The sequence below is a fragment of the Kocuria gwangalliensis genome (genome assembly GCF_039544365.1).
GTDB classification, from domain to species: domain Bacteria; phylum Actinomycetota; class Actinomycetes; order Actinomycetales; family Micrococcaceae; genus Kocuria; species Kocuria gwangalliensis.
Genome location: NZ_BAABLN010000029.1, coordinates 13,179 through 34,653 on the forward strand (window position 1 = coordinate 13,179; position 21,475 = coordinate 34,653).

The 21,475-nt window shown below is 65.9% G+C and carries 17 protein-coding genes and 2 pseudogenes; 13 read left to right on the top strand and 6 right to left on the bottom strand.

Annotated features, from left to right (window positions below; translation table 11 throughout):
* Positions 1 to 32: 32 nt before the first annotated feature.
* On the top strand, positions 33 to 1,385 hold the full coding sequence (gene allB, locus ABEA06_RS08865; RefSeq protein WP_345311337.1) for an allantoinase AllB: 1,353 nt from the start codon (positions 33 to 35) through the stop codon (positions 1,383 to 1,385).
* A gap of 112 nt (positions 1,386 to 1,497) precedes the next feature.
* Complete coding sequence (locus ABEA06_RS08870) at positions 1,498 to 2,313, top strand: metal-dependent transcriptional regulator (protein WP_345311239.1); 816 nt, start codon at positions 1,498 to 1,500, stop codon at positions 2,311 to 2,313.
* A gap of 353 nt (positions 2,314 to 2,666) precedes the next feature.
* On the opposite strand, the gene ABEA06_RS08875 is transcribed toward ABEA06_RS08870, so the two are convergent.
* Together ABEA06_RS08875 and cmtR are read right to left on the bottom strand one after the other, a co-directional pair.
* Positions 2,667 to 3,266 carry a cadmium resistance transporter gene (locus ABEA06_RS08875; RefSeq protein ID WP_303381805.1) on the bottom strand — a complete coding sequence of 200 codons (600 nt, stop codon included), beginning with the start codon at positions 3,264 to 3,266 and terminating at the stop codon, positions 2,667 to 2,669.
* Positions 3,263 to 3,622 (bottom strand): Cd(II)/Pb(II)-sensing metalloregulatory transcriptional regulator CmtR, encoded by a 360-nt coding sequence (cmtR, locus tag ABEA06_RS08880; RefSeq protein ID WP_006590980.1) that lies wholly within the window; start codon positions 3,620 to 3,622, stop codon positions 3,263 to 3,265. Before cmtR ends, ABEA06_RS08875 begins: the two co-directional genes overlap by 4 nt.
* A 193-nt stretch (positions 3,623 to 3,815) precedes the next feature.
* On the opposite strand from cmtR, the gene ABEA06_RS08885 reads away from it, so the two are divergent.
* From ABEA06_RS08885 to ABEA06_RS08915, 7 genes and pseudogenes are all read left to right on the top strand, one after another.
* Complete coding sequence (locus tag ABEA06_RS08885) at positions 3,816 to 4,412, top strand: recombinase family protein (RefSeq protein ID WP_345311240.1); 597 nt, start codon at positions 3,816 to 3,818, stop codon at positions 4,410 to 4,412.
* Positions 4,413 to 4,419: 7 nt separating this feature from the next.
* A pseudogene (locus tag ABEA06_RS14565) lies at positions 4,420 to 4,506 on the top strand (hypothetical protein); the annotation flags it as partial.
* A 361-nt stretch (positions 4,507 to 4,867) separates the two neighbouring features.
* Entirely contained in the window at positions 4,868 to 5,809 is a 942-nt protein-coding gene (locus ABEA06_RS08895; RefSeq protein WP_345311241.1) for a Mu transposase C-terminal domain-containing protein, read from the top strand.
* Positions 5,806 to 6,605, top strand: a pseudogene (locus tag ABEA06_RS08900) (AAA family ATPase). Before ABEA06_RS08895 ends, ABEA06_RS08900 begins: the two are co-directional and overlap by 4 nt.
* 239 nt (positions 6,606 to 6,844) lie before the next feature.
* Positions 6,845 to 8,110, top strand: a complete 1,266-nt coding sequence (locus ABEA06_RS08905) for a M24 family metallopeptidase (RefSeq protein WP_259912819.1) — start codon at positions 6,845 to 6,847, stop codon at positions 8,108 to 8,110.
* A gap of 4 nt (positions 8,111 to 8,114) precedes the next feature.
* Positions 8,115 to 9,401, top strand: a complete 1,287-nt coding sequence (locus ABEA06_RS08910; RefSeq protein WP_345311242.1) for an aminotransferase-like domain-containing protein — start codon at positions 8,115 to 8,117, stop codon at positions 9,399 to 9,401.
* Between the two features lie 114 nt (positions 9,402 to 9,515).
* Positions 9,516 to 10,730, top strand: a complete 1,215-nt coding sequence (locus ABEA06_RS08915; protein WP_303381808.1) for a M20 family metallopeptidase — start codon at positions 9,516 to 9,518, stop codon at positions 10,728 to 10,730.
* A gap of 16 nt (positions 10,731 to 10,746) precedes the next feature.
* Here the strand turns inward: ABEA06_RS08915 and ABEA06_RS08920 are convergent, their stop codons facing one another.
* Positions 10,747 to 12,138: an MFS transporter gene (locus tag ABEA06_RS08920; RefSeq protein ID WP_345311243.1), complete on the bottom strand. Its 1,392-nt coding sequence runs from the start codon at positions 12,136 to 12,138 to the stop codon at positions 10,747 to 10,749.
* 170 nt (positions 12,139 to 12,308) lie between these two features.
* Between ABEA06_RS08920 and ABEA06_RS08925 the strand changes: the two genes are divergently transcribed.
* Complete coding sequence (locus ABEA06_RS08925; protein ID WP_345311244.1) at positions 12,309 to 12,971, top strand: GntR family transcriptional regulator; 663 nt, start codon at positions 12,309 to 12,311, stop codon at positions 12,969 to 12,971.
* A gap of 115 nt (positions 12,972 to 13,086) precedes the next feature.
* Here ABEA06_RS08925 and ABEA06_RS08930 read toward each other — a convergent pair whose 3' ends face one another.
* The 3 genes from ABEA06_RS08930 to ABEA06_RS08940 all read right to left on the bottom strand — a co-directional run bounded on the left by ABEA06_RS08930 (position 13,087) and on the right by ABEA06_RS08940 (position 19,044).
* On the bottom strand, positions 13,087 to 14,577 hold the full coding sequence (locus ABEA06_RS08930) for an NAD-dependent succinate-semialdehyde dehydrogenase (RefSeq protein ID WP_345311245.1): 1,491 nt from the start codon (positions 14,575 to 14,577) through the stop codon (positions 13,087 to 13,089).
* Positions 14,578 to 14,650: 73 nt separating this feature from the next.
* Positions 14,651 to 17,758, bottom strand: coding sequence for an FAD-binding and (Fe-S)-binding domain-containing protein (locus ABEA06_RS08935; protein ID WP_345311246.1), 3,108 nt, complete (start codon positions 17,756 to 17,758; stop codon positions 14,651 to 14,653).
* Between the two features lie 8 nt (positions 17,759 to 17,766).
* A complete protein-coding gene (locus ABEA06_RS08940; protein WP_345311247.1) occupies positions 17,767 to 19,044 on the bottom strand; it encodes an aspartate aminotransferase family protein in 1,278 nt (425 codons plus the stop codon).
* A gap of 225 nt (positions 19,045 to 19,269) precedes the next feature.
* Here ABEA06_RS08940 and ABEA06_RS08945 point away from each other — a divergent pair, with 225 nt between their 5' ends.
* The 3 genes from ABEA06_RS08945 (at position 19,270) to ABEA06_RS08955 (ending at position 21,392) form a co-directional block, all read left to right on the top strand.
* On the top strand, positions 19,270 to 20,220 hold the full coding sequence (locus ABEA06_RS08945) for a D-2-hydroxyacid dehydrogenase (protein WP_303381814.1): 951 nt from the start codon (positions 19,270 to 19,272) through the stop codon (positions 20,218 to 20,220).
* A gap of 477 nt (positions 20,221 to 20,697) precedes the next feature.
* The gene (locus ABEA06_RS08950; protein ID WP_345311248.1) at positions 20,698 to 20,877 is read left to right on the top strand and encodes a hypothetical protein; all 180 of its coding nucleotides are present in this window, start codon (positions 20,698 to 20,700) and stop codon (positions 20,875 to 20,877) included.
* Between the two features lie 41 nt (positions 20,878 to 20,918).
* The gene (locus tag ABEA06_RS08955; RefSeq protein WP_345311249.1) at positions 20,919 to 21,392 is read left to right on the top strand and encodes a peroxiredoxin; all 474 of its coding nucleotides are present in this window, start codon (positions 20,919 to 20,921) and stop codon (positions 21,390 to 21,392) included.
* The last annotated feature ends 83 nt before the right edge of the window (positions 21,393 to 21,475 follow it).

Sequence of the window (21,475 nt, forward strand, 5' to 3'; positions counted from 1 at the left end):
TCACGGAATCGGACGAGCCCACCGAGGCCCGCATCACCGGTCAGCAGGCCGGGACGTACGACCTGGTGGTGCGCGGCAAGCGGGTCTCGTGCGGCGATCACTTCTCCCCGCGCGAGGTGGGCGTCAAGGACGGCAAGATCGTGGCGATCGAACCGCTCGGCGCGAACCTCGAGGGCGCCCAGGTTGTGGAGCTCGCCGAGGACGAAACCCTGATTCCCGGCCTCGTGGACACCCACGTGCACGTCAATGAGCCCGGCCGCACCGAGTGGGAGGGTTTCGGCTCCGCAACCCGCGCCGCCGCGGCCGGCGGTGTGACCACCATCGTGGACATGCCCCTGAACTCCGTGCCCGCCACCGTGAACGTGGCCGCGTTGGAGTACAAGCGGCTGTTCGCGCAGCAGAACGCGTTCGTGGACGTCGGCTTCTGGGGCGGCGCGATCCCCGGTAACAAGGAGGATCTGCGACCCCTCCACGACCACGGCGTGTTCGGCTTCAAGTGCTTCCTGCTCCACTCCGGCGTGGACGAGTTCCCGCACCTGGAAGCGGATGAGATGGAGGAGGCGCTGGCCGAGGTCAAGACCTTCGACTCGCTGCTGATCGTGCACGCGGAGGATTCGCGCACCATCGACAAGGCCCCGCAGCCCAACGGTGACGTGTACGAGCACTTCCTCAAGTCCCGCCCGCGCGGTGCCGAGAACATTGCCATCGCCGAGGTCATCGAGCGCACCCGCTGGACCGAGGCGCGCTCGCACATCCTGCACCTGTCCTCCTCCGACGCGCTGCCCATGATCGCCTCCGCCAAGCGCGACGGTCTGGACATCACCGTGGAGACCTGCCCGCACTACCTGACCCTGCTCTCCGAGGAGATCCCCAACGGCGCCACCGCGTTCAAGTGCTGCCCGCCGGTGCGCGAAGTCTCCAACCGGGAGAAGCTGTGGGAGGGTCTGTTGGACGGCACCATCGACTTCATTGTCTCGGACCACTCGCCGTCGACCCTGGACCTCAAGGATCTGGGTAACGGCGACTTCGGCGTGGCATGGGGCGGCGTTTCGTCCCTGCAGCTGGGTCTGTCGCTGATCTGGACCGAAGCGCGACGCCGCGGCGTGGGCCTGGACAGGGTCCTCCAGTGGATGTCCACTCGCCCGGCCGAGCGAGTTGGCTTGCGTTCCAAGGGTCGCCTGTCCCTGGGCTACGACGCCGACATGGCCGTCTTCGCGCAGGACGAGAGCTTCGTGGTGGACGCTAAGTCCCTCAACCACAAGAACCCCATCACCCCGTACCAGGGAAAGGTGCTCTCCGGTAAGGTCCGCAAGACTTTTGTGGGCGGCAAGGAAGTCGACTACAAGAAGCCCTCGGGCCGTCTGCTCAATCGCGGACTCGTGTGATTTCCACTCCGTGGTGGCCTGCCCGGGTTTCACGGTTCATACTGTGAAGCCCGGGCAGAATCTTTGGGATTCTTCGTTGGAGAAGGACCGGTTCCACAGCTAGGAGCGCGCCATGACAGATTTGATCGATACCACCCAGATGTACCTGCGCACCGTGCTGGAGCTCGAGGAAGAGGGCATCCCCGCCCTGCGCGCCCGCATCGTGGAGCGCCTGGGCCACACCGGCCCCACAGTCTCCGAAACCGTGCAGCGGCTGTGCCGCAAGGGGCTCATGACCCTCTCCGAAGGAGACATCCGTACCCGCACGGTTTCCCTGACCGCTGAGGGCCGCGAGCAGGCCACGTCCGTGATGCGCAAGCACCGGCTGGCCGAGCGCATGTTGGCGGACGTGATCGGGTTGGAGCTGCCCTACGTGCACGAAGAAGCCTGCCGCTGGGAACACGTGATGAGCGACCGGGTAGAGGTGCTGCTCGAGAAACTGCTGGCCTCCCCCACGACCTCCCCGTACGGCACCCCGATCCACGGGGCGTTCACCCAGAACCCGGAGGGCGTCTCGCTGTTGGATGCTGTGGCGCAGACGAGTGCTGCTTCTGGTTCTGGCGAGGCGGATACTGCTGGTGCTGATTCGTTTCGGCCCGGTGGCGCTGGAACTGGCGCGGATGCTGCCGAAGCTGGTGCGCCCCACTCCGACGGCGAGCGCGAATACACGTTGGAGCTGATCTCGGAATCAGTGCAGACCCACACGGAGTTGCTCAGCTCCCTCTACGATGCCGGGCTCATGCCGGGTGCGACCGTAGTGATCAGCGGTTCCGCTCCCTCCGGCGATACGCACTCCTCCCACCCCGGCCCCGTCACACTGCGCCGGTCCGACCGCACCGAAACCGTGGAGATCCCCGGGGAACTGGCGGCGTCGATCTTGGTGTCCTAACCGACATAGGTGCAGGGACCGGCACACGCTCAAGCTTGTCCAACCGCCCGGGGTCCCGTCATGTGTCCGCGGCGCAGCCTGTTAGCGCGGCCTATCCAGTCTGATGTGAGGAACCTGCAGCACGGCAGTCTCATGTGATGAAGATGCAGAAAAGGTGTCCGCTATCTGCATTTCCCTCCCCTGAGACTTCGCTCCTGCTTTTCTGTGGCTTCGTTCGCTTGGTGGCGGGGTTATTGCAGCGCTCCGTGGCGGCCTTGTCGCCGCGCTCACGCAGGACTGGCTGCGGGTAGGTGTGGCGGTCTGAACCGAGAGGTGTGTGCCCAGTCGGGGTCGTTTGGCTCGCTGCCGCTACGTCAGAGTCCGAAGGCCCCGCCGCTGACGAGGATCACGACGCCGAGGCCGATGAGAACGATGGGGAAGAGGATGTGCTCCCAGCGTTCGAGCATCTCGGCGATCGGTGGGCGGGTGGCGACGAACTTTGCCAGGACGACCAGGACCGCGACGAGCGCGAGGAAGACGATGCAGTAAGCGACTACTGCGAGAGGTTCCACGCTGAGGAAGACGGGGGTGTAGACGCCGATGTTGTCGCCGCCGTTGGCAAGGGTAACGCCTGCGACTGTCCACACGCCGACCTTTTTGCCGGCAACCTTGGCGTCGTCATCGTCGTCATTGTCTCCGCGCCAGGCCTGCCATGCGGCCCACAGGCCGAGGCCCAGAGGGATGAGACCGAAGTACGGGATGACTGCCGATGGCAGGAATGCTCCGGCGCCGATGGTCACCAGGACCGCGGCACCGAGGATGCCGGCGAACCCGAGGTACTGGCCGGCCAGAATGCGGGCGGTGGTGCCGCGCTGGCCTGCCCCTCGAGCGAAGAAGAGGGAGAGCACGATGATGTCGTCGATGTTGGTTGCTGCGAACAGGCCCATCGCCTGTAAGACCGAGGTGAGGATCATGCGCCCTCCCCAGCTGCGTCGCATCCGGGAAGCGAGCAGGCGGGATCGATGCACGGAGCGTCTTCGTCCACTGCCAGGGTGGCATCGACCAGTGCCGTCAGTGCCTGCGCCAGGTGCGAATCGGCGATCTCATATCGTGTCCGGCGGCCCTCGGGCTCGGAGACGACGATCCCGCAATCGCGCAGGCATGCCAGGTGGTTGGACACGTTCGGGCGTGTCAGGTCCAGATCTCGGGCCAGTTCCGCCGGGTAGGCGGGATGGTCGAGCAGGGTCAGGATGATCCGGGATCGAGTGGGGTCGGCCAGTGCGCGACCCAGGCGGTTCATCACGTCGAGACGCGAAGCAATAGTCAGCATGCACTGAACTATACAGCACGCACTGAACACTCCGTCTCAGGTGTTAGGCCAGATCGCATGTCCGTAAGGGGAACCCTCACCGGACACCACCGCTACTGCTCGGGAGGAACGACGGCACGCCTGGCGGGCTGTCCCGTAAGACCCGTCCGGTGAACTGTCCGGTGAAGGGAGGCTATGTGACACACCGGGGAACATGTCCCCATTGAAGGTCGGCTATGCCCAAGTCTCCACCGACGAGCAGGACCTGACCGCGCAGCGGGAAGGGCTCGTGGCGTTCGGCGTCGATCCCAAGCGGATCTACGTCGATCACGGGCTCACGGTCCGCAATGCCGACCGTGAGGGCCTGCGGCAGGCGCTGGCTGCCTGTCGGGACGGCGATACGTTCGTGGTCACCAAGCTCGATCGGCCGGCGCGTTCGGTCCGTGATGCCCACCAGATCGCCGACGATCTCGCGGCGCGGGAAGTGAAACTGAGCATCGCCGGATCGGTGTATGACCCGACCGACCCGATGGGGAAGCTGTTGTTCAACGTGCTGGCGATGGTCGCCGAGTTCGAAGCCGACCTCATCCGTGCCCGCACCCGCGAGGGGATGAAGGTCGTCAAGGCCAAGGGTCGGCTGCGCGGGAAGTCACCAAAGCTGACTGCCCGGCAGGAGGCTCACCTCGTCCAGCTACATGCCGCCGACGAGCACACCGTGGGCGAGCTGGCCGAGCTATTCAGCGTGGGCCGCTCCACGGTCTACCGCGCCCTTCAGCACGCCGAGCGCGGGCGCGAGAACGTCGTGCAGTAGGTGCGTGATGGACGCTCGAGCGCGGTGGCGAATCCTCAGGCTCCACGTCGAGGACCAGGTGCCCCTCGCGCGCTTAGCTGGCGAGACCGATGTTGGGCTGCGGACCCTGGCGCGCTGGCACGCCCGCTACCGCGCCGACGGCTACGCCGGACTGGAGACAGCCTCACGAGCGCACGCCGGGACCCGCCGCCTCCAGCCCGACCTCGTCGACCTGATCGAGGGACTGGCACTGAGCAAGCCGCGGCCGGCCATCGCCACGATCCATCGCAAAGTCACCGGCATCTGTGCCGCCCGGAGGTGGCCGGTCCCCTCCTACTCGGTGGTCTGGGACATCGTGCGGACCCTGGATCCCGGCATGGTCACCCTCGCCCTGGAGGGCGCAGCGTCCTACCGCGACGCTGGTGCTACGCCGGCAAGCAGAGCTGCCCAACGCGATGTGGCAATCCGACCACACCATGCTCGACATCCTGGTGGTGGGCACCGACGGCAAGCCCGCACGGCCATGGCTGACAACGATCCTCGACGACTGCTCCCGGGCGGTCTGCGGCTACACAGTCTTCCTGGGCGCACCGTCGGCGATGAACACCACCCTGGCGCTGCGCCAAGCGATCTGGCACAAGACCGACCCGACCTGGCCGACGTGCGGCCTGCCCGACGTGCTCTACGTCGACCACGGCAGCGACTTCACCAGTGACCAGCTCGCCCACACCACCGTCGACCTCCATATCCGACTGATCCACTCCACCGTCGCCCGACCCCAGGGACGGGGCAAAATCGAGCGGTCCTTCGGCACCATCAACACAGAGCTACTCGCCACACTGCCCGGACACATCACCGAAGGACAGCCCTGGCCGACACCGAAACTGTCCCTGGCCGACCTTGATAGCGCTCTGGAGGCGTTCGTGGCCACCTACAACGACCGCACGCACAGCGAGCTCGGAACCTCCCCGCGCAGCGCGTGGATCGCCATTGGCTGGCTGCCCCGAATGCCCGAGAGCCTGGAAGACCTCGACGGACTGCTGTTGACCGTCGCCAAGACCCGCGTCGTGCGCCGCGATGGCATCCGCTTCCCGGGTCTGCGCTACGTCTCGCCGACTTTGGCCGGCTACGTCGGAGGCTCGGTCGTGATCCGCTACGACCCCCGCGACATCACCGAGATCCGCGTCTTCGATCACGACGAATTCGTCTGCAAGGCCGTCAACCAAGAGCACCACGATCAAAAGGTCAGCCTCAAGGAGATCCAGGCCGCGCGCAACGTCCGCCGCCGAGCGCTGCGAGCCGGCATCAACGAACGCATCGCCCTCGTGGCCGCACCTACCGAGACACCACGGATCACCGAAGTACCAACTCTGGCGCAGAGGTCGGCGTTGAAGATCTACAAGGAGGACCTCAGGTGAGCAAGCTCTTCATCGTCACCAAGGAGCACCGCCGCTTCACCGAGTTCGCCGACGCCGTGCGCCGCGGGCACACCATCGGTTTGTGCTTCGGATCAGCCTGCGTAGGAAAGACGCTCTCCGCGCGCCGCTACGCACACTACGAGAAGGCTCATGACCTGCTACCTACTGGGGGCCGCGCTCCGACAACGACGCCAAGATCTACGCCGCCTTGAACCGGAGCCGCACCGTGCTCTACACCCCCAGCGTGCTGACCACCCCGCGGACCCTGAAGGACGAGCTGACCCAAGCCATCACCCGCACCAACATGTGCATCGAGCAGCATCTCGTACCTCCCGGCACGGCCACTCCCGAGGCCTGGGGATGGCGAGACGGCAGGAACTACGTGGAGCTGATCATCGTCGACGAGGCCGAACGTCTGCGCCCCACCGCGCTGGAACTGCTGCGCGATCGCTACGACATCGTCCTGATCCTGATCGGCGTGCCCGGCCTGGAGAAGCAGTTCAGCCACTACCCCCAGTTCTACAGCCGAGTCGGTTTCGCCCACCAGTACCGGTCTCTGGGACAAGACGAACTGCTGTTCGTCCTCGAGAGACACTGGCGATCCCTCGGCAAGACCCTCGACCCCGACGACTTCACCGACGCCCAAGCCATGGCACGGATCACCCGCGGCAACTTCCGGCTCCTCGAACGCCTCTTCCCCCAGATCCAGCGGATCCTGAAGATCAACGAACTCGACACCATCACCAACGACGTCATCGAAGCCGCGCAGAGCACCCTGGTCATCGGTGTCACCTGACCCCGCCACGAAGCGACCGAAGAACCCCGCCATTCAGCAGACGAAGTCACGCTTTTCCCTCACATGAGGCTCCCCGTCCGACCATCCTGCCCCGCCTCATCCGGCCCGATGCGCCATGACCCACAACACCCCTTCTGCACGTCAATGCCGCACCCGCACTGATGATCGTGCGGCCACCCTGTCTTTCGCACGGCTCGCTTGATTGTTGACAATAGGCGGATTTCCTTCAATCATGAACCATGAGCACATGGGACGTGTCTGAGGGTTACCCCTCCCCTGATCCGGCCCCCGCAACGGAGGCCGTGCCCGACCCCGCGGATGTCCGCTCGCCGCTTTTCACGACCCTGGAATACGAGCAACGGTTGCGGTGTGTCCGCGAGAAGATGGCGCAGCAGGGGTTGTCCGCGCTGATCGTGACGGATCCGGCCAATCTCTTCTACCTGACCGGCTACGACGCCTGGTCGTTCTACGTTCCGCAGATGCTGTTCATCCCCGCCGAGGGAGACATCCTGCTGTTCCTCCGCGAAATGGATGCCCAGGGAGCGTTCCGCACTTCGTGGCTACCGCCGCACCAGATCATCGGCTACCCGGAACGCTACGTTCAGCGCCCGCACCTGCACCCCTTCGACTGGGTGGCGTTCGCCCTACGACGGCGCGGTCAGGTCGCCCCGGCTGCCCACGGGTGCGTGGGTTTGGAAATGGACGCGCACTTCTTCTCCCCCAAGGGCTATCGCTCCCTGATCAATGCCCTCCCCGAGTGGCTCCTGGTCGACTGCTTCGAGCTGGTCAACTGGGTGCGATCCGTGAAGTCGGAATCCGAGATCCACTACATGCGTCTCGCAGCGAGGGTGACCACCGCCGCGATGCAAGCGGCGATCGATGCCATCGAACCCGGTGTCCCCCAGAACAAAGTGGCCGCCCGAATCGCCGCGGCGCAGGCTGAGGGCGACGACGACGCCTGGGGTGACTTCCCGGCGATCGTCCCCATGATGCCCACCGGCGCCTCCGCAGACACACCTCACCTGACGTGGTCGGACAGGATCTTGAAATCCGGCGACGCCGTGGTGGTCGAGTTGAGCGGCGTCCATCGGCGCTACCACGTACCCCTGGCCCGCACCGTGACCCTGGGCGAACCCAGTGCTGAGATGCTGCGGCTGGAAGAGGCAGTGGCCGCAGGTTTGCAGGCCGTCTTGGACGCGATCGCCCCGGGGGCGCCCGTCCGCGAACTGGCCAGTGCCTGGAACTGGAAACTGGCCGCCTACGGGCTCGAGAAACACAGTCGTCTGGGCTACTCCGTGGGCATCGGTTACCCGCCCGACTGGGGCGAACGGACCATCAGCATTCGCTCCGAGGACGAGACCATCCTCGAGGAAAACATGACCTTCCACCTCATCTGCGGCATGTGGATGACGGGGTACGGCTACGAAGTTTCGGAGACCATCCGAGTGACCAGCACGGGGGTGGAAACGTTCACGTCCTTCCCCCGCCAGATCATCAGGAAGTGAGCTCATGACCAGCACCACGCCACACATCACCACCGTCCGTTCCTTGGACCCCAACCCCACCGCGGGCATCTCCGGCCCGGCCGACAAGGGCCTGTTCCCGCTCGCCTCCCGCGCCGACGGGTTGGTTGGCTCCGTGATCGATTCCTCCACCTCGCTGTTGGCGGCCCAGACCCACGACATCGTGCGTTTCGCGATGGGGGCGCCCGCCGCGGAAGTGATTCCCACGGAAGAGTTCCGGCAGATCGCTGGCGAGGTACTCACGGACGCGAGCTTCACCTACGGTGCCACCGAGGGAGAACCGGATCTGATCACCACGGTCACCGAGCAGTTCTCGAGTGGGTCCACCGACCCCGAACGCATCGTGATCACCTCCGGTGGCATGCAGGGACTGGACCTGGCGTTCAAACTGTTCACGGATCCCGGTGACCTGGTGGTCGTGGAGAGCCCCACTTACACCAACGGCTCCGGCACCGCGCTGAGCTACGGCGCGGACGTCCTGGAAGTCCCCGTGGATGACAACGGCATGGACATCGACGCCCTCGAGACCCTGGTCGCGGAGACCGGCCGCACGCCCCGCATGATCTACACGATCCCCAACTTCCAGAACCCGTCCGGCGCCACCCTGAGCGAAGATCGACGACGCCGCTTGCTGAACCTCGCGCACCAATGGGGCGCCATGATCCTCGACGACGATCCGTACGGCGCCCTGCGCTTCTCCGGCGATCCCGTCCCCGGTTTCCGAGAGATCAGCCCGGACGATCCCCTGATCTTCTCGGTGCGGACCTTCTCCAAGATCCTGGCCCCTGGCCTGCGCGTGGGCTGGATCAACGCGGATCCCCGCCTGCGCAGTTTGCTGATCGCCGGCAAGCAGGCCATGGACACGTGCGCCAATGTGCCGGCCCAGCACATCATCAACGCCTACATCGCGCGCGGCGGCTATGGCGAGCACCTTGCCGGCCTGCGCACGGAGTACAAGCGGCGCAAGGAAGCCATGGACGCATCCATCGCCAGGCACCTGGGCGATCGCGTGCGCACCACCGATCCCGATGGCGGCTTCTTCCTGTGGGTCACCCTCCAGGGCGACGACGCTCGGGTGTCTTCCTCACGCTTGTTCGAGATCGCGTTGGCCGAGGGCGTTGCGTTCATTCCCGGTCCCGCACTGTCGCCTTCGGGTCAGTTCGAGGACGCGTTCCGCTTGTGCTTCGCCTCGAGCACCCCAGAACGCACGGAGGAAGGCTTGCAACGACTCGCTCGAGCCCTCGAGATCGCCCGCAAAGAGGTCGACGGGTAAACCTGCCCCGATCGCTCACGGGCAAGCCGCCGCCGTGACCGGGGCCGAGCGCGCACGGAACCGGGAGTCAACGTGGCGGTCCTGAACAGGCACCACACATGAACGGAGATCCTCATGACCAGTGACGATGTTCAGTGCACCCCGGAGGAACGGGCCGTGCTCGATCTCATCGACCCCGATGAACTGGTCGAACTCACGTGCACCCTGGTGAACACCGCCGGTGAGAATCCCGGGGGCACCGAGGAACTCACCGCCCAAGCCTTGGAGCACGCAGCGAGCGAGCGGGGATTACTGGCCCGCCGCGACGTCGTCACCCCTGGGCGACCCAATGTGGACGTGGACGTGCCCGTGGGCGGCCCCGTGGCGAACGGGCCGGGGTTGTTGTTCCTGGGCCACTCCGATGTGGTGCCCGCCGGACCCGGGTGGACAAGGCAGCCTTACAACGCGGAGGTCGAGGGCGATCGGCTGTACGGCCGCGGTGCCACGGACATGAAGGGCGGGCTGGCGGCGGTACTCGTCGCGATGGATGCGCTGCGCCGTTCGGGTGCGGAGCTCTCCGGGCCCGTGCGGTTGTCGTCCACCGTGGATGAAGAGGACCTGGGCCTCGGGATCCGTCACCTGGCCGCGCGCGGGCTGGGGCATGAGTTCTGCGGCTGCATCGTGGCCGAGCCCACCGATCTGCAAACCGTGATCGCGTGCCGCGGGGATGCATACCTCGAGGTCGAGATCACCGGCGTCCCCGCACATTCCGGGCGGCCGGCGGACGGGCGCAACGCGATCGACGCCGCCGCGGCCCTCCTCACGCTCGTCAAACAGGACCACGAAAAGCACGCGCGTGAAACTGATCCATTACTGGGATCACCCACATGGAATGTGGGCAAGATCGAGGGTGGCCGGGCTACCTCCATGGTGGCGCCGTCGTGCCACGTGTGGCTGGACCGAAGACTCATGCCGGGCGAGGACCCGGAACAGATCCTTGGCGAGCTCCGCAAGGCCGTGGACGAGGCCGGGATCACCGGCGACGGGATCTCCATGGACATCGAGATCACCATGTCCATGCCGGGCTTCCGCACCGACCGCAATCATGTGCTGGTCAGCACCGTGCACACAGCAGTTGCGGACGTGGGCGGAACGGCGTCGATCGGCGGCTGGACGGCCGCGTGCGACGGCGGATTCATCGCCCGCGACCACGGAGTACCCACGGTGGTCTTGGGCCCGGGTGGCCTCAATGACCAGGCCCACCAGGTGGATGAGTCCGTGAGCGTTCGCGAGTTAACGCAAGCGGCCAGGGCGTACACCCTGGCCGCGTTGCGATTGCTGTCGCGCTGATTCTCCGCGAGAGCGCTTACCTGTTGACCACGGGCATCTTGCCCGTCTCCGGGATCTCCGTACCGCGCAGTGACGCGCCCACGGTCTCCTTCATGAACTTGGCGGCGATCAAACCGATGACACACGCACCCATCATGTAGAACGCGGGGATCAGCGGGTTGCCGGTGGACTCGATCAGCGCCTCGTTGACCAGTGGTGCCGTGCCGCCGAAGATCGCGGTGGACACGTTGTAGTTGATCGCGAAGCCGGCGTAACGGACCTGCGTGGGGAACATCGCCGGGAACGTGGCCGAGATGCAGGCCAGCTGCGGGATGTAGAGCAGACCCAGCACCGCGAAGCCCAGCAGCGCCCACCAGAACCCGTTGGCCATGAGCATGTACATGGGGATCGACATCACGATCAAGCCGATGAGCGAGAAGTACCACATGGGTTTACGCCCGAACTTGTCGGACAGCGTTCCGGCGAACGGAATGACCACCATCATGGCGAACTGCGCGATGAACATGATGGTCAGCACCGTCTGCGCGGACATCTCCGTCTGGCCCTCCAAATAGGTGGGCATGTAGCTGAGCAGGGTGTAGTTGACCACGTTCACGGAGACCACCAGGCCGGACATGATCAGCATGGGCTGCCAGTACGTGGTGATCAGTTCCTTGAGGGCCATGCCCGCGGATTCCTCCGAGTGGCCGGCCTCCTCGAGTTCCAGGAACACGGGCGAGTCGGCCAGCTTGGATCGCAGGTACAGGCCGATCAGGCCCATGGGACCGGCCAACAGGAACGGAATGCGCCAGCCCCACTCCATCATGGCCTCGTTGCCCAGGATGACCTCGCCCATCAGCACAATCAGCGAACCGAGGGCAAAGCCACCCAGGGTGCCGAACTCAAGAAAGCTGCCCAGGAAGCCTCGCTTCTTGTCCGGGGCGTACTCGGCCATGAACGTGGCCGCACCGCCGTACTCACCACCGGTCGAGAAGCCCTGAATCACGCGCAGTAGCACCAACAGGATGGGGGCCGCCAGGCCGATGGTCGCGTGGGTGGGCAGGATGCCAATACAGAACGTGGCACCGGCCATCAGGATGATGGTCAGCGCCAAGATCTTCTTGCGACCCAGCCGGTCACCGAGCGGGCCCCAGAACAAACCGCCCAGGGGCCGGACCAGGAAGGACAGGGCAAAAGTACTCAGCGCCAGCAGGGTGCCGGCTTCACCGGGGAAGAAGTTCTGGGTGATGTAGACGACCGAGACGGCATACACGCCGTAGTCGAACCACTCCGTGGCGTTACCAATAGCAGATGCGGCCACCGCACGGCGCACCGTCTGGGCGTCCGGTTCCGGAAGGTGAGCGGTGCCATCGTGAGTGTTTGCGCCACGTGGATCGTGCGGCGGATCGGCCTGGTGTTGCGAATTCATGGAAACCTCCATTGTGAATTCAACGGGCACCTGCTGGCGCACCGGGGTCTACGGCCGTGACGCATCCGACGCTCGAACCGTTTGATTGTCGACAATCCTACCCCTAGGCTTATCGGGACGTAAGACGTTGACCTGCAAACCCTTGTGTTTGCCCCGGACCGGAGGCCGCCATGCCCGGCAATCTGCTACGCCCCGTGGTGCAAGAAACCACACCGTCTCTGATCGCCAGGCAACTGCGGCGAGCCATCGGTGACGGCGAACTGGCACCCGGCCAGCAGCTCAATGAAATGGAATTGAGCCGCTCCCTGGGCGTGAGCCGCGGCCCACTGCGCGAAGCCATGCAGCGCCTCACGCAGGAGGGTCTCCTGCTCAGCGTGCGTAACCGCGGCGTGTTCGTCATCGAGGTCACCGACGACGACGTTCGCGACCTCTATCTCGCTCGGAACGCCGTCGAGCGCGCGGCCGCCGCACGGGTCATCGCGGGCGACCCCGAGGCCGGAGCCAACCGCCTGCTGGAAAAAGTCGATGAGATGTCCGCGGCCATCGATCGCGGAGACACTGCCGCCCTCACGGAAACCGACGTCGCATTCCACGCGTTGCTCGTGGAACTGTCCGAAAGTCCCCGCCTCATCCGTATGCACGACACCCTCATGGTGGAGACCCGCATGTGCATGACCGCGCTCGAGACTCGCTACGCGTCCCACAGCTTCCGATTGGAAGAGCACCGAGACATCACCAAGGCCATCCGTGACGCGGACCAAGCCCGCGTGGATCGACTGCTGCTCGAACACATGCGTGACGCAGTGATGCGCCTGACCACGGACGACGCGTAGCTGGCAAGCCTAGAGACGCTCACCACGCACGAGAGTTGCACCCCTAGTCCGTGCAAGGCCCGATGCCGCGCCGCGGTTCCGGGATCCAGTGCCCCGGAACCGCATCGCACCAGCCTCAGGTGCGCGGCACCGCCACGTACTTGTACTCCAGGAACTCCTCGATCCCCACGCGACCACCCTCGCGGCCGAGCCCGGAGGCCTTCACACCGCCGAACGGTGCGGCGGGGTTGGAGACGATGCCCGTGTTGAGACCGACCATGCCGACCTCCAGAGCATCGCTCACCCGGAAGCTGCGGTCCACATCCTGGGTGAACAGATAGCCCACGAGTCCCCACGGGGTGTTGTTGGCCATCTCGACCACTTCATCCTCCGAATCGAAGGGAATCACGGGTGCCACGGGTCCGAAGATCTCCTCGGTCATCAGCTGCGATCCCGGATCCACGCCGGAGAGCACGGTGGGGCTGTAGAAGAAGCCGGGGCGGTCAGGCCGGGAACCGCCGCATTCCACGGTGGCGCCCTTGGCCACGGCGTCGTCCACGAGCTCCTGGACCTTGTCGAGTGCCTTGGCTTCGACCAGGGGCCCGACGTCGGTCCCGTCCTGGGCGCCGTCGCCCACCGAAAGCCCACCCAGCCGCTCGGCGAGCTTGCGGGAGAACTCGTCCAGGACCGAGCGGTGGACGAACAACCGGTTGGCCGCGGTGCAGGCCTCCCCCATGTTGCGCATCTTGGCGGCCACAGCGCCGTCGACCGCGCGATCCAGGTCCGCGTCCTCGAAGACGATGAACGGCGCGTTGCCGCCCAGCTCCATGGAGGAGCGCATGACGTGCTGAGCTGCTTGCTCCAGGAGTCGCACGCCCACCTCCGTGGATCCGGTGAAGCTGACCTTGCGGGCGATACCGCTGGCCATCCACGGGCCGACCACGGAGGACGCCTTCTTGGTGCACACCACGTTAAGCACGCCGGCGGGCAATCCGGCCTCGATCAGGATGTCGACCAGCGCCAGAGAGGACAGGGGCGTGAGGTTCGCGGGTTTGAACACCATGGTGCAGCCAGCGGCGATGGCCGGTCCGATCTTGCGGGTGCCCATGGCCAGCGGGAAGTTCCACGGCGTGACCAGCACGCACGGGCCCACGGGTTGTTTGGACACCATGATGCGGTTCTTGCCGTCACCGGTCATGGTCTGATCGCCGCCGATCCGCACGGCTTCTTCGGAGAACCAGCGGAAGAACTCGGCCGCGTAGGCCACCTCGCCCTTGGCTTCGGCCAGCGGTTTGCCCATTTCCGTGGTCATGATGAGGGCCAGTTCGTCCTGGCGGTCCATGATCAGGTCGTAGGCGCGGCGCAGGATCTCGCTGCGTTCGCGCGGGGGCGTGGCGGCCCATTCCTTCTGGACGCGCCCTGCGGTTTCGATGGCGCGCTGGGCGTCCTCGGGTCCGCCGTCGGCCACGGTAGCGATGACCTCTTCTGTCGCGGGGTTGAGTACGTCGAAGCGGGCTCCGGAGGCGGCCTCACCCCACTGCCCGTCGATGAACGTGCCCGTGTTGACCGTGGCCACCGCGTCCAGCGCGGCCTGCGAGGTGCGGTGTTCGGTGGTGTGAGTGCTCATCAGAGTTCCTTCGTTCGACGTTGGCGAGCCCGGTTACGCAGAGCCCGATGCCTGAAGTTCACGTGGTTGAGATTCATGTGGTTGGGTTTCCGGTGGTCCGGTTTCCAGCGGTCGGGGTTTCAGTAATCGGAGGTCCGGGGTCCAGGATTTCGGCGATGTGGGTACCGCGCGCGGTGGGATCGAGCTGGTTCACCTGCATCGAGCACGAGAACCCGTCCGTGAGCACCGCGGTGTCCGGCGCGGCCTCACGCAGGGCCGGGGCCAGAGAGGTCTCCGCGACCTTCATGCTGACCTCGTAGTGTTCGGCCTCGAAACCGAAGTTGCCGGCCACCCCGCAGCACCCGTTCGCCTCCCTGACCTCAGCCACTCCCGCGGCGGCCAGCGCCTTGCGTTGGGTCGCGGGGCCGAACACCGAGTACTCGTGGCAGTGGGTCTGAACGACGGCGCGCTGCGGCACCGGCCGCGCCGGTTCCGCCAACCGATCCTCGCCGGCCAGTGATGTCACGTAGGCGGCAAAACTCGTCACCCGGCGGGACACCCGCTGCGCCTGCTCGGTGTGCACGAGTTCGGGCAGGTCCTTGCGCAGTGCCGCGGCACAGCTGGGTTCGATCACCACGATGGGGCGGTCGGTGCCGTCATCCAATTCCGACGCCGCCCTGGTCAGCATTTTCTTGGCAGTCCCCAACTGTCCCGTGGAGATCCAGGTGAGGCCGCAGCACACATCCGCCGAGCACTCGACCGTCTCCCCCGCCCCGGCCAGAACACGGGCAGCAGCACCGGCCACCTCGGGTCGGAAACCGCGAGTGAAGGTGTCCACGAACAACACGGCGCCGTGGGAAGGGTCGCCGCCGGTCGAGGAACTGCTCGACGTGGCGCTGCTGGAAGGGGTGGGAACGGAAGCGGCGCCATCGAACATGGACGCCGACAGGCCTCGGGAACCACCGCGTGGAAGGGTTCGAGCGGCGGCGGTGACCTTACGGCGCCGCCCGGTGCGAGCGGCGTCGTCGACCTCGGTACGCCACTGCCCGGCGGAAGCGAATTTCGGCAGCGCGCGGCGCGTGGTGAGACCGCCGAGCCACGCGGCGACCCTGCCCAGGGGCGTGGCCAGGACCGTGTTGATGAGCGGCGCGATTCTGCCCGCGATTACGAGCCAGCGCGGCAGCCAGCCCAGCGAGTAGTGGGAGCGCGGGCGGATCCGACGCGCGTAGTAGTGGTCGAAGAATTCGGACTTGTAGGTGGCCATGTCCACGCCGGCGGGGCAGTCCGTGGCGCACGCCTTGCAGGAGAGGCACAGATCGAGGGCCTCGCGCACGTCGTTGGATTTCCACCCTTCGGACACGGTCTCGGCACCGCGCACCATGTCCTGGAGCACCCGAGCGCGGCCGCGTGTGGAGTCCTTCTCGTCGTGGGTCGCCCGAAAACTGGGGCACATCACGCCGCCGCTGTCCGCGCGGCACCGCCCCACGCCAATGCAACCCTGAACGGCGTGCACCCAGGGATCAGGCTGCGCGGCCTGCCCGGACTCGCGGGCAGTTTCCGCCGCCCCCACGGGTTGCAGGTCGAAGCTCGTGCGCCATTCCCGATCGGGGACGCCCTCCAGCGCGAGGTGCGCGTCAATGGATTCAGGTTCCACGATCGACCCCGGGTTCAGCAGCCCCGTGGGATCCCACGCGCGCCGGAACGCGGCGAAGGCGTCGAGCACTTCGGGCGAGTACATGATGGGCAGCAGCGCGGAACGGGCGCGACCGTCGCCGTGTTCGCCGGACAGCGAGCCGCCGTGCCGGACCACCAGATGGGCGGCGTCGCGGGTGAAGTTCCGGTACACCTCCCGCCCGGCTTCGGTGCGCAGGTCGAAGGTGATGCGAATGTGCATGCACCCAGCCCCGAAGTGCCCGTACATCACGCCGTCCAGGTCGTAGTCGCTCAGCAGCTCGCGCAGATCGGCCAGGTAATCGGCGAGCTTTTCCGGGGCCACCGCTGAGTCTTCCCAGCCCGGCCAGGATTCCCCGCCCGTGGCCAGCCGGGATGAGAGCCCTGCGCCGTCCTCGCGGACCCGCCACAGGTTCGCGCGTTCCTCGGGATCGGGAACCGCGATGCCCTCCACGAGCCGGCGGTTCTTGGCAAGCCGCTCCAGTAGTTCATCCGCCTGTGCGCTCACGGCCTCTTTTGTGTCGCCGTCCAGATCCACGAACAGCCAGGCTTTGCCCTCCGGCAGACCGGTCACGGAATCAGGCCCGCGCCGCCAGCGCATGGTCTCCACGATGGCCTTGTCGGTCCCCTCGACCGCAGCGGGCGAGAACTCGAGGATCGTGGTCACGTCGCGAGCGGCGTCGACGACCGTGTCGTAGCCCAGGCAGATCAACAGGGCGCTGGCGGGTTTGGCCACCAATCGCATGCGAGCGCCCACGACCAGCGCGCACGTCCCTTCCGAGCCCACGAGCGCGCGGGCCACATTGAAACCCTTCTCGGGGAGCAGATTCTGCAGGTGGTATCCCGAGACCTGGCGCGGAATCTGGCCGAGCTCCAGCCGGAAGGCGGCCAAGTGCTTGTGGGCAAGCGCGCGCAGTTCGCGGCTCAGTTCCTCGGCTCGCCGCACCGACGCCCGGTCGGACGGATCCGTGGCACGCAGTTCGCTCGCGGTGGCGGTCAGCCGTGCCCCGTCCGATGTGACGACGTCGATCTCGACCGTGTGATCGCTCGTCCGCCCGTACCGCACGGAGTGATTGCCGCACGCGTCGTTGCCGGTAGCCCCGCCCACCGTGGCTCGGTTCTTCGAGGACGGATCGGGCGCGAACGTGAGCTTGCCGTCCGTCGCGGCCTCGACCTCGCGGGTCAGGGTCGCCAGCACCACGCCGGGTTCCACGTTGACGGTGCCGGCCTCCCGGTCCACCTCCAGGATCCGGTCCATGTGGCGCGAAAAATCGACGACGACGCCGCGCCCCACCGCATTGCCCGCCATGGACGTTCCGCCGCCCCGGCTGACAACGGGGGTGCGAGTTGCCGCGCAGGCGCGCACGGTAGCGACCACGTCATCCACGGCGCGCGGAAAGACGACGGCGAGGGGTCGCACACGGTAGTTGGAGGCATCGTAGGCGTACTCGGAGGTGCGGCGCTCGGAGGGGTCGACCTCAATTCCCACTTCGCGAAGTCGGGTGACCACCGGAATTGCTGCGGGCGTCATGGGCGCCCTCAGTTCCCGGCAGCCGAGCCAGCAGACGCCGTGACGGCGGCCAGAGCGGCGTCGAACCGTTCGAGGCCCTGCTCGATCTCGCGTTCGGTGACCACGAGCGCGGGGATCAACCGAACCACGTTGCCCGCGGGCCCACAGGTGAGCGTGAGGAGGTCCTGGTCGGTTGTGGCCTGCTGCACCGCAGCGGCGGTGGCGGCATCCGGTGAGCCGTCCGGGGCGGTGAACTCGATGCCCTGCATCAGGCCAAGCCCGCGCACGTTACCAATCACCGGATAGCGGGACTGGATGTCCAGAAGTCCGGCTTGGAGTTGGTCGCCGCGGACCCGGGAGTTCTCGACAAGACCTTCGTCCTCCACAACCTGAAGGGTGGCCACGCCCGCCGCCGCGGAGACCGCGTTGCCGCCGTAGGTGCCACCCTGCGAACCGGGCCAGCCCTTGGACATGAGCTCGGTCGAGGCTGCGATGGCGGAGATCGGGAAGCCCGAGGCTATGCCCTTGGCCATGATCTGGATATCCGGCAGCGCGGTGGAGTGTTGGTGTCCCCAGTACTTGCCGGTGCGCCCGACCCCGGCTTGCACCTCGTCGAAGATCAGGAGGATGTCGTGGCGGTCGGCTCGTTCGCGCAGTCCCTCGAGGAATCGCGGGGGCGTGGGGATGTAGCCGCCGTCCCCCAGCGCCGGTTCGATCAGGAACGCCGCGGTGTCATTGGGGGCCGTGCGCGTGGTCAGCAGGTAGTCGAGCTCCTGCAACGCAAAGCCCACGGCGGTCTCCTGATCCCAGCCGTAGCGGTAGGCGTAGGGGAACGCGGACATGTGCACGCCCGACATGAGCGGCGAGAAACCGGCCGAGAATTTGGTACCGGCGGTGGTCAGGGACGCCGCGGCGACCGTGCGACCGTGGAACCCACCCTGGAAAACGACAATGTTGGGACGACCCGTGGCCATGCGAGCCAACCGGACCGCCGCCTCCACCGCCTCCGAACCCGAGTTGGCGAAGAACAACGAATCCAACCCCGTAGGCAGCACCTCCCCGAGCTTCTCCGTGAACTCCAACAACGGCTTGTGCATCACGGTGGTGTACTGCGCGTGGATCACCTTGCCCACTTGCTCCCGCGCTGCTTCAACCACCTTGGGGTGACAGTGACCGGTGCTGGTCACGCCAATGCCCGTGGTGAAGTCCAGGTACTCCCTACCGGCCGTGCCGTAGATCCAACTGCCCAACGCGTGATCGACCACAACCGGAGTTGCCTGCTTCAGGAGGGGGCTCAGAGATGTCATGGGTCACATTGTCCCGGCGCAATCGAATGATTGTCAACAATCAGAGGATTGCCCTAGGGTGCAAGTGTGGAGCCGAAACAAACACCCGAAAACCACCCGGACAACACATCAAGCACCGCTGGGCCGCCAGCTCGCGCACCTCAGGGCACCGGCAATACGAAGCGGGCAACCCTGGCAAGCGACGCCGCCGCCGGGAGCGAGCGACGTCGGCGCCCAAAACTCGTAGTGCTCACCTCCCCCGGCGTCCCCGACCTACCCAATGCGCGGGAGATCGAGACACTGGCCGAGGTCGTCTACGCGGACGCGGACCGACTACCGGAAGCCCTACCCGGCGCGCAGGTATTACTGGTCTGGGATTTCTTCTCCACAGCCCTGCGGGACGCGTGGCAGTCCGCAACGGACCTCGAGTGGATCCACGTGGCGGCGGCCGGCGTGGATTCGTTGCTGTTCGACGAACTCCGCGTCTCGGACATCACGGTGACCAATGCCCACGGCGCCTTTGACGTGCCCATTGCCGAGTTCGTGCTCGCCTCGATCCTGGCCCACGACAAGCAACTGCACCGCAGCAAGGAACTGCAACGCGAGGCGGAATGGCAGCATCGCGAACTCCAGCAGACCGCGAGGCAGCGGGCACTAGTGGTTGGCACCGGCGGCATCGGCCGCGCCACCGCCCGACTGTTGAGTGCGGCAGGATTGAAGGTCACGGGTGCGGGACGCACCGGTCGCGAGCGCGACGAGGATTTCGGGACGGTCATCGCCAGCTCGGACCTCGCGGACCACGTGGGCGAGGTCGACCACCTGGTGCTGATCGCGCCCCTGACCAACGCCACGCGGGGACTACTGAACAGTGAAGTCCTCCATCGCATGAAACCGTCAGCGCACGTGGTCAATGTGGGACGCGGAGCGCTCGTGGACGAACCGGCGCTGGTCAATGCGTTGCGAGAAGAACGCATAGCGGCGGTGTCGTTGGATGTCTTCGAGCACGAACCTCTCCCCCGCGACCACCCGTTCTGGGCCATGCCCAACGTGCACATGTCTGCGCACATGAGCGGGGATGTGGTCGGCTGGCGAACCACCCTGGCGGAACAGTTCGAGGACAACCTGGGCCGCTGGTTGCACGGCAAGACCCTGAAGAAACAGGTCGACAAGCACCTGGGGTACGTGCGCAGCCACTAGAGGGGCTCGTGTATGGCCAGGACTATTCATAGCCAGACCGTGGCTGCAATGCGCGGCATCCCTCGCGCTACCGCACCCCCCAGCAGTGTGGAGTGAGGAACCTACAGCCCCGCAGTCTTAGGTGATGAACATGCAGAAAAAGTGCGCTCAAGCTGCACTTCCTTCCCCTGGCGCTTCGCAGCCGCCTTTTCCTCACACGAGGCTTCCCCGCATCGAAATCTCACGCCACACTGCCCACGCCATGGCGCATCGACCCCTCAGGCGCCGATGCCGGATGCCGTCGCCCCGCCGCCCGATGTGCACATAGCAGCTAGTCAGAGCCTCAACACCATCTTTCGGGCAGCCGACCCACGGGGTCTTTCCTGCGCACCCGCGCAATACCACGAAATTTTTCAGCAAACCTCTTGACCTGTGACCCAGATTACAGTATATTTCGTATTACGGAAAATAGCTTCCGGATGATGAAAGGAATGAGAAATGTCGAACGCACCTGCCACTGCAGCCCACGTGTCCTACTTCAAGTACACCGGCGATACGCTGGACCCGGATTTCTCCGCCGGTAGCAGCAAGATCGAGAACCGTTCCGCTGAAATGTGGACTCTGGCCTTCTCCGCTGCTTGCATCGGAGCAGCACTGTCCCGGATCCTGACCCGCTGATCGCGGATCCCGCCGGAACCACCAAACACCTAGGAGCAACCATGTCCCGCGAACTCGCTACGGGCGACACCGCCCCCGCCCTCAACCTCACCGCACACGACGGCAACACCGTGAACCTCGGTGAACAGAACGAGCGCAGCGCAGTGGTGTACTTCTACCCCAAGGCGTTCACGCCGGGGTGCACCACCGAGGCATGCGACTTCCGCGACAACCTGGCCGCCATCAAGGGCCTGGGTTACGACGTGTACGGAGTCTCCGGGGACAGCCCGGAAGAACTCCATCGTTTCGTGACGGAATACCACCTCCCCTACACACTCCTGTCGGACCCCGAGCACACCGCCGCCAAGGAATGGGGCGCGTGGGGTGAGCGCACCATCAACGGTGAAACCTCCGAGGGCCCGTTGCGCTCCACGTTCGTGGTGAACGCTGACGGCACTCTCGCGAACGCCGAATACCGCGTTGACGCGAAGGGACACGTGGGACGCCTCGTGTCCGAACTCTCCAACGGTTCCTGAGAACCGTCCTTAGACTCCGCCCGGACGGTGGCCTCCTGGCCGGGCGGAAACAGCGGCAGCCGCCTTCGGGCGGCTGCCGCCCC

Coding starts and splice junctions, on each gene's coding strand:
- ABEA06_RS08870 (WP_345311239.1), top strand. CDS start 1,498: ATGACAGATTTGATCGATACCACCCAGATGTACCTGCGCACCGTGCTG.
- ABEA06_RS08875 (WP_303381805.1), bottom strand. CDS start 3,266: ATGATCCTCACCTCGGTCTTACAGGCGATGGGCCTGTTCGCAGCAACC.
- cmtR (WP_006590980.1), bottom strand. CDS start 3,622: ATGCTGACTATTGCTTCGCGTCTCGACGTGATGAACCGCCTGGGTCGC.
- ABEA06_RS08885 (WP_345311240.1), top strand. CDS start 3,816: ATGTCCCCATTGAAGGTCGGCTATGCCCAAGTCTCCACCGACGAGCAG.
- ABEA06_RS08895 (WP_345311241.1), top strand. CDS start 4,868: ATGCTCGACATCCTGGTGGTGGGCACCGACGGCAAGCCCGCACGGCCA.
- ABEA06_RS08905 (WP_259912819.1), top strand. CDS start 6,845: ATGAGCACATGGGACGTGTCTGAGGGTTACCCCTCCCCTGATCCGGCC.
- ABEA06_RS08910 (WP_345311242.1), top strand. CDS start 8,115: ATGACCAGCACCACGCCACACATCACCACCGTCCGTTCCTTGGACCCC.
- ABEA06_RS08915 (WP_303381808.1), top strand. CDS start 9,516: ATGACCAGTGACGATGTTCAGTGCACCCCGGAGGAACGGGCCGTGCTC.
- ABEA06_RS08920 (WP_345311243.1), bottom strand. CDS start 12,138: ATGAATTCGCAACACCAGGCCGATCCGCCGCACGATCCACGTGGCGCA.
- ABEA06_RS08925 (WP_345311244.1), top strand. CDS start 12,309: ATGCCCGGCAATCTGCTACGCCCCGTGGTGCAAGAAACCACACCGTCT.
- ABEA06_RS08930 (WP_345311245.1), bottom strand. CDS start 14,577: ATGAGCACTCACACCACCGAACACCGCACCTCGCAGGCCGCGCTGGAC.
- ABEA06_RS08935 (WP_345311246.1), bottom strand. CDS start 17,758: ATGACGCCCGCAGCAATTCCGGTGGTCACCCGACTTCGCGAAGTGGGA.
- ABEA06_RS08940 (WP_345311247.1), bottom strand. CDS start 19,044: ATGACATCTCTGAGCCCCCTCCTGAAGCAGGCAACTCCGGTTGTGGTC.
- ABEA06_RS08950 (WP_345311248.1), top strand. CDS start 20,698: ATGTCGAACGCACCTGCCACTGCAGCCCACGTGTCCTACTTCAAGTAC.
- ABEA06_RS08955 (WP_345311249.1), top strand. CDS start 20,919: ATGTCCCGCGAACTCGCTACGGGCGACACCGCCCCCGCCCTCAACCTC.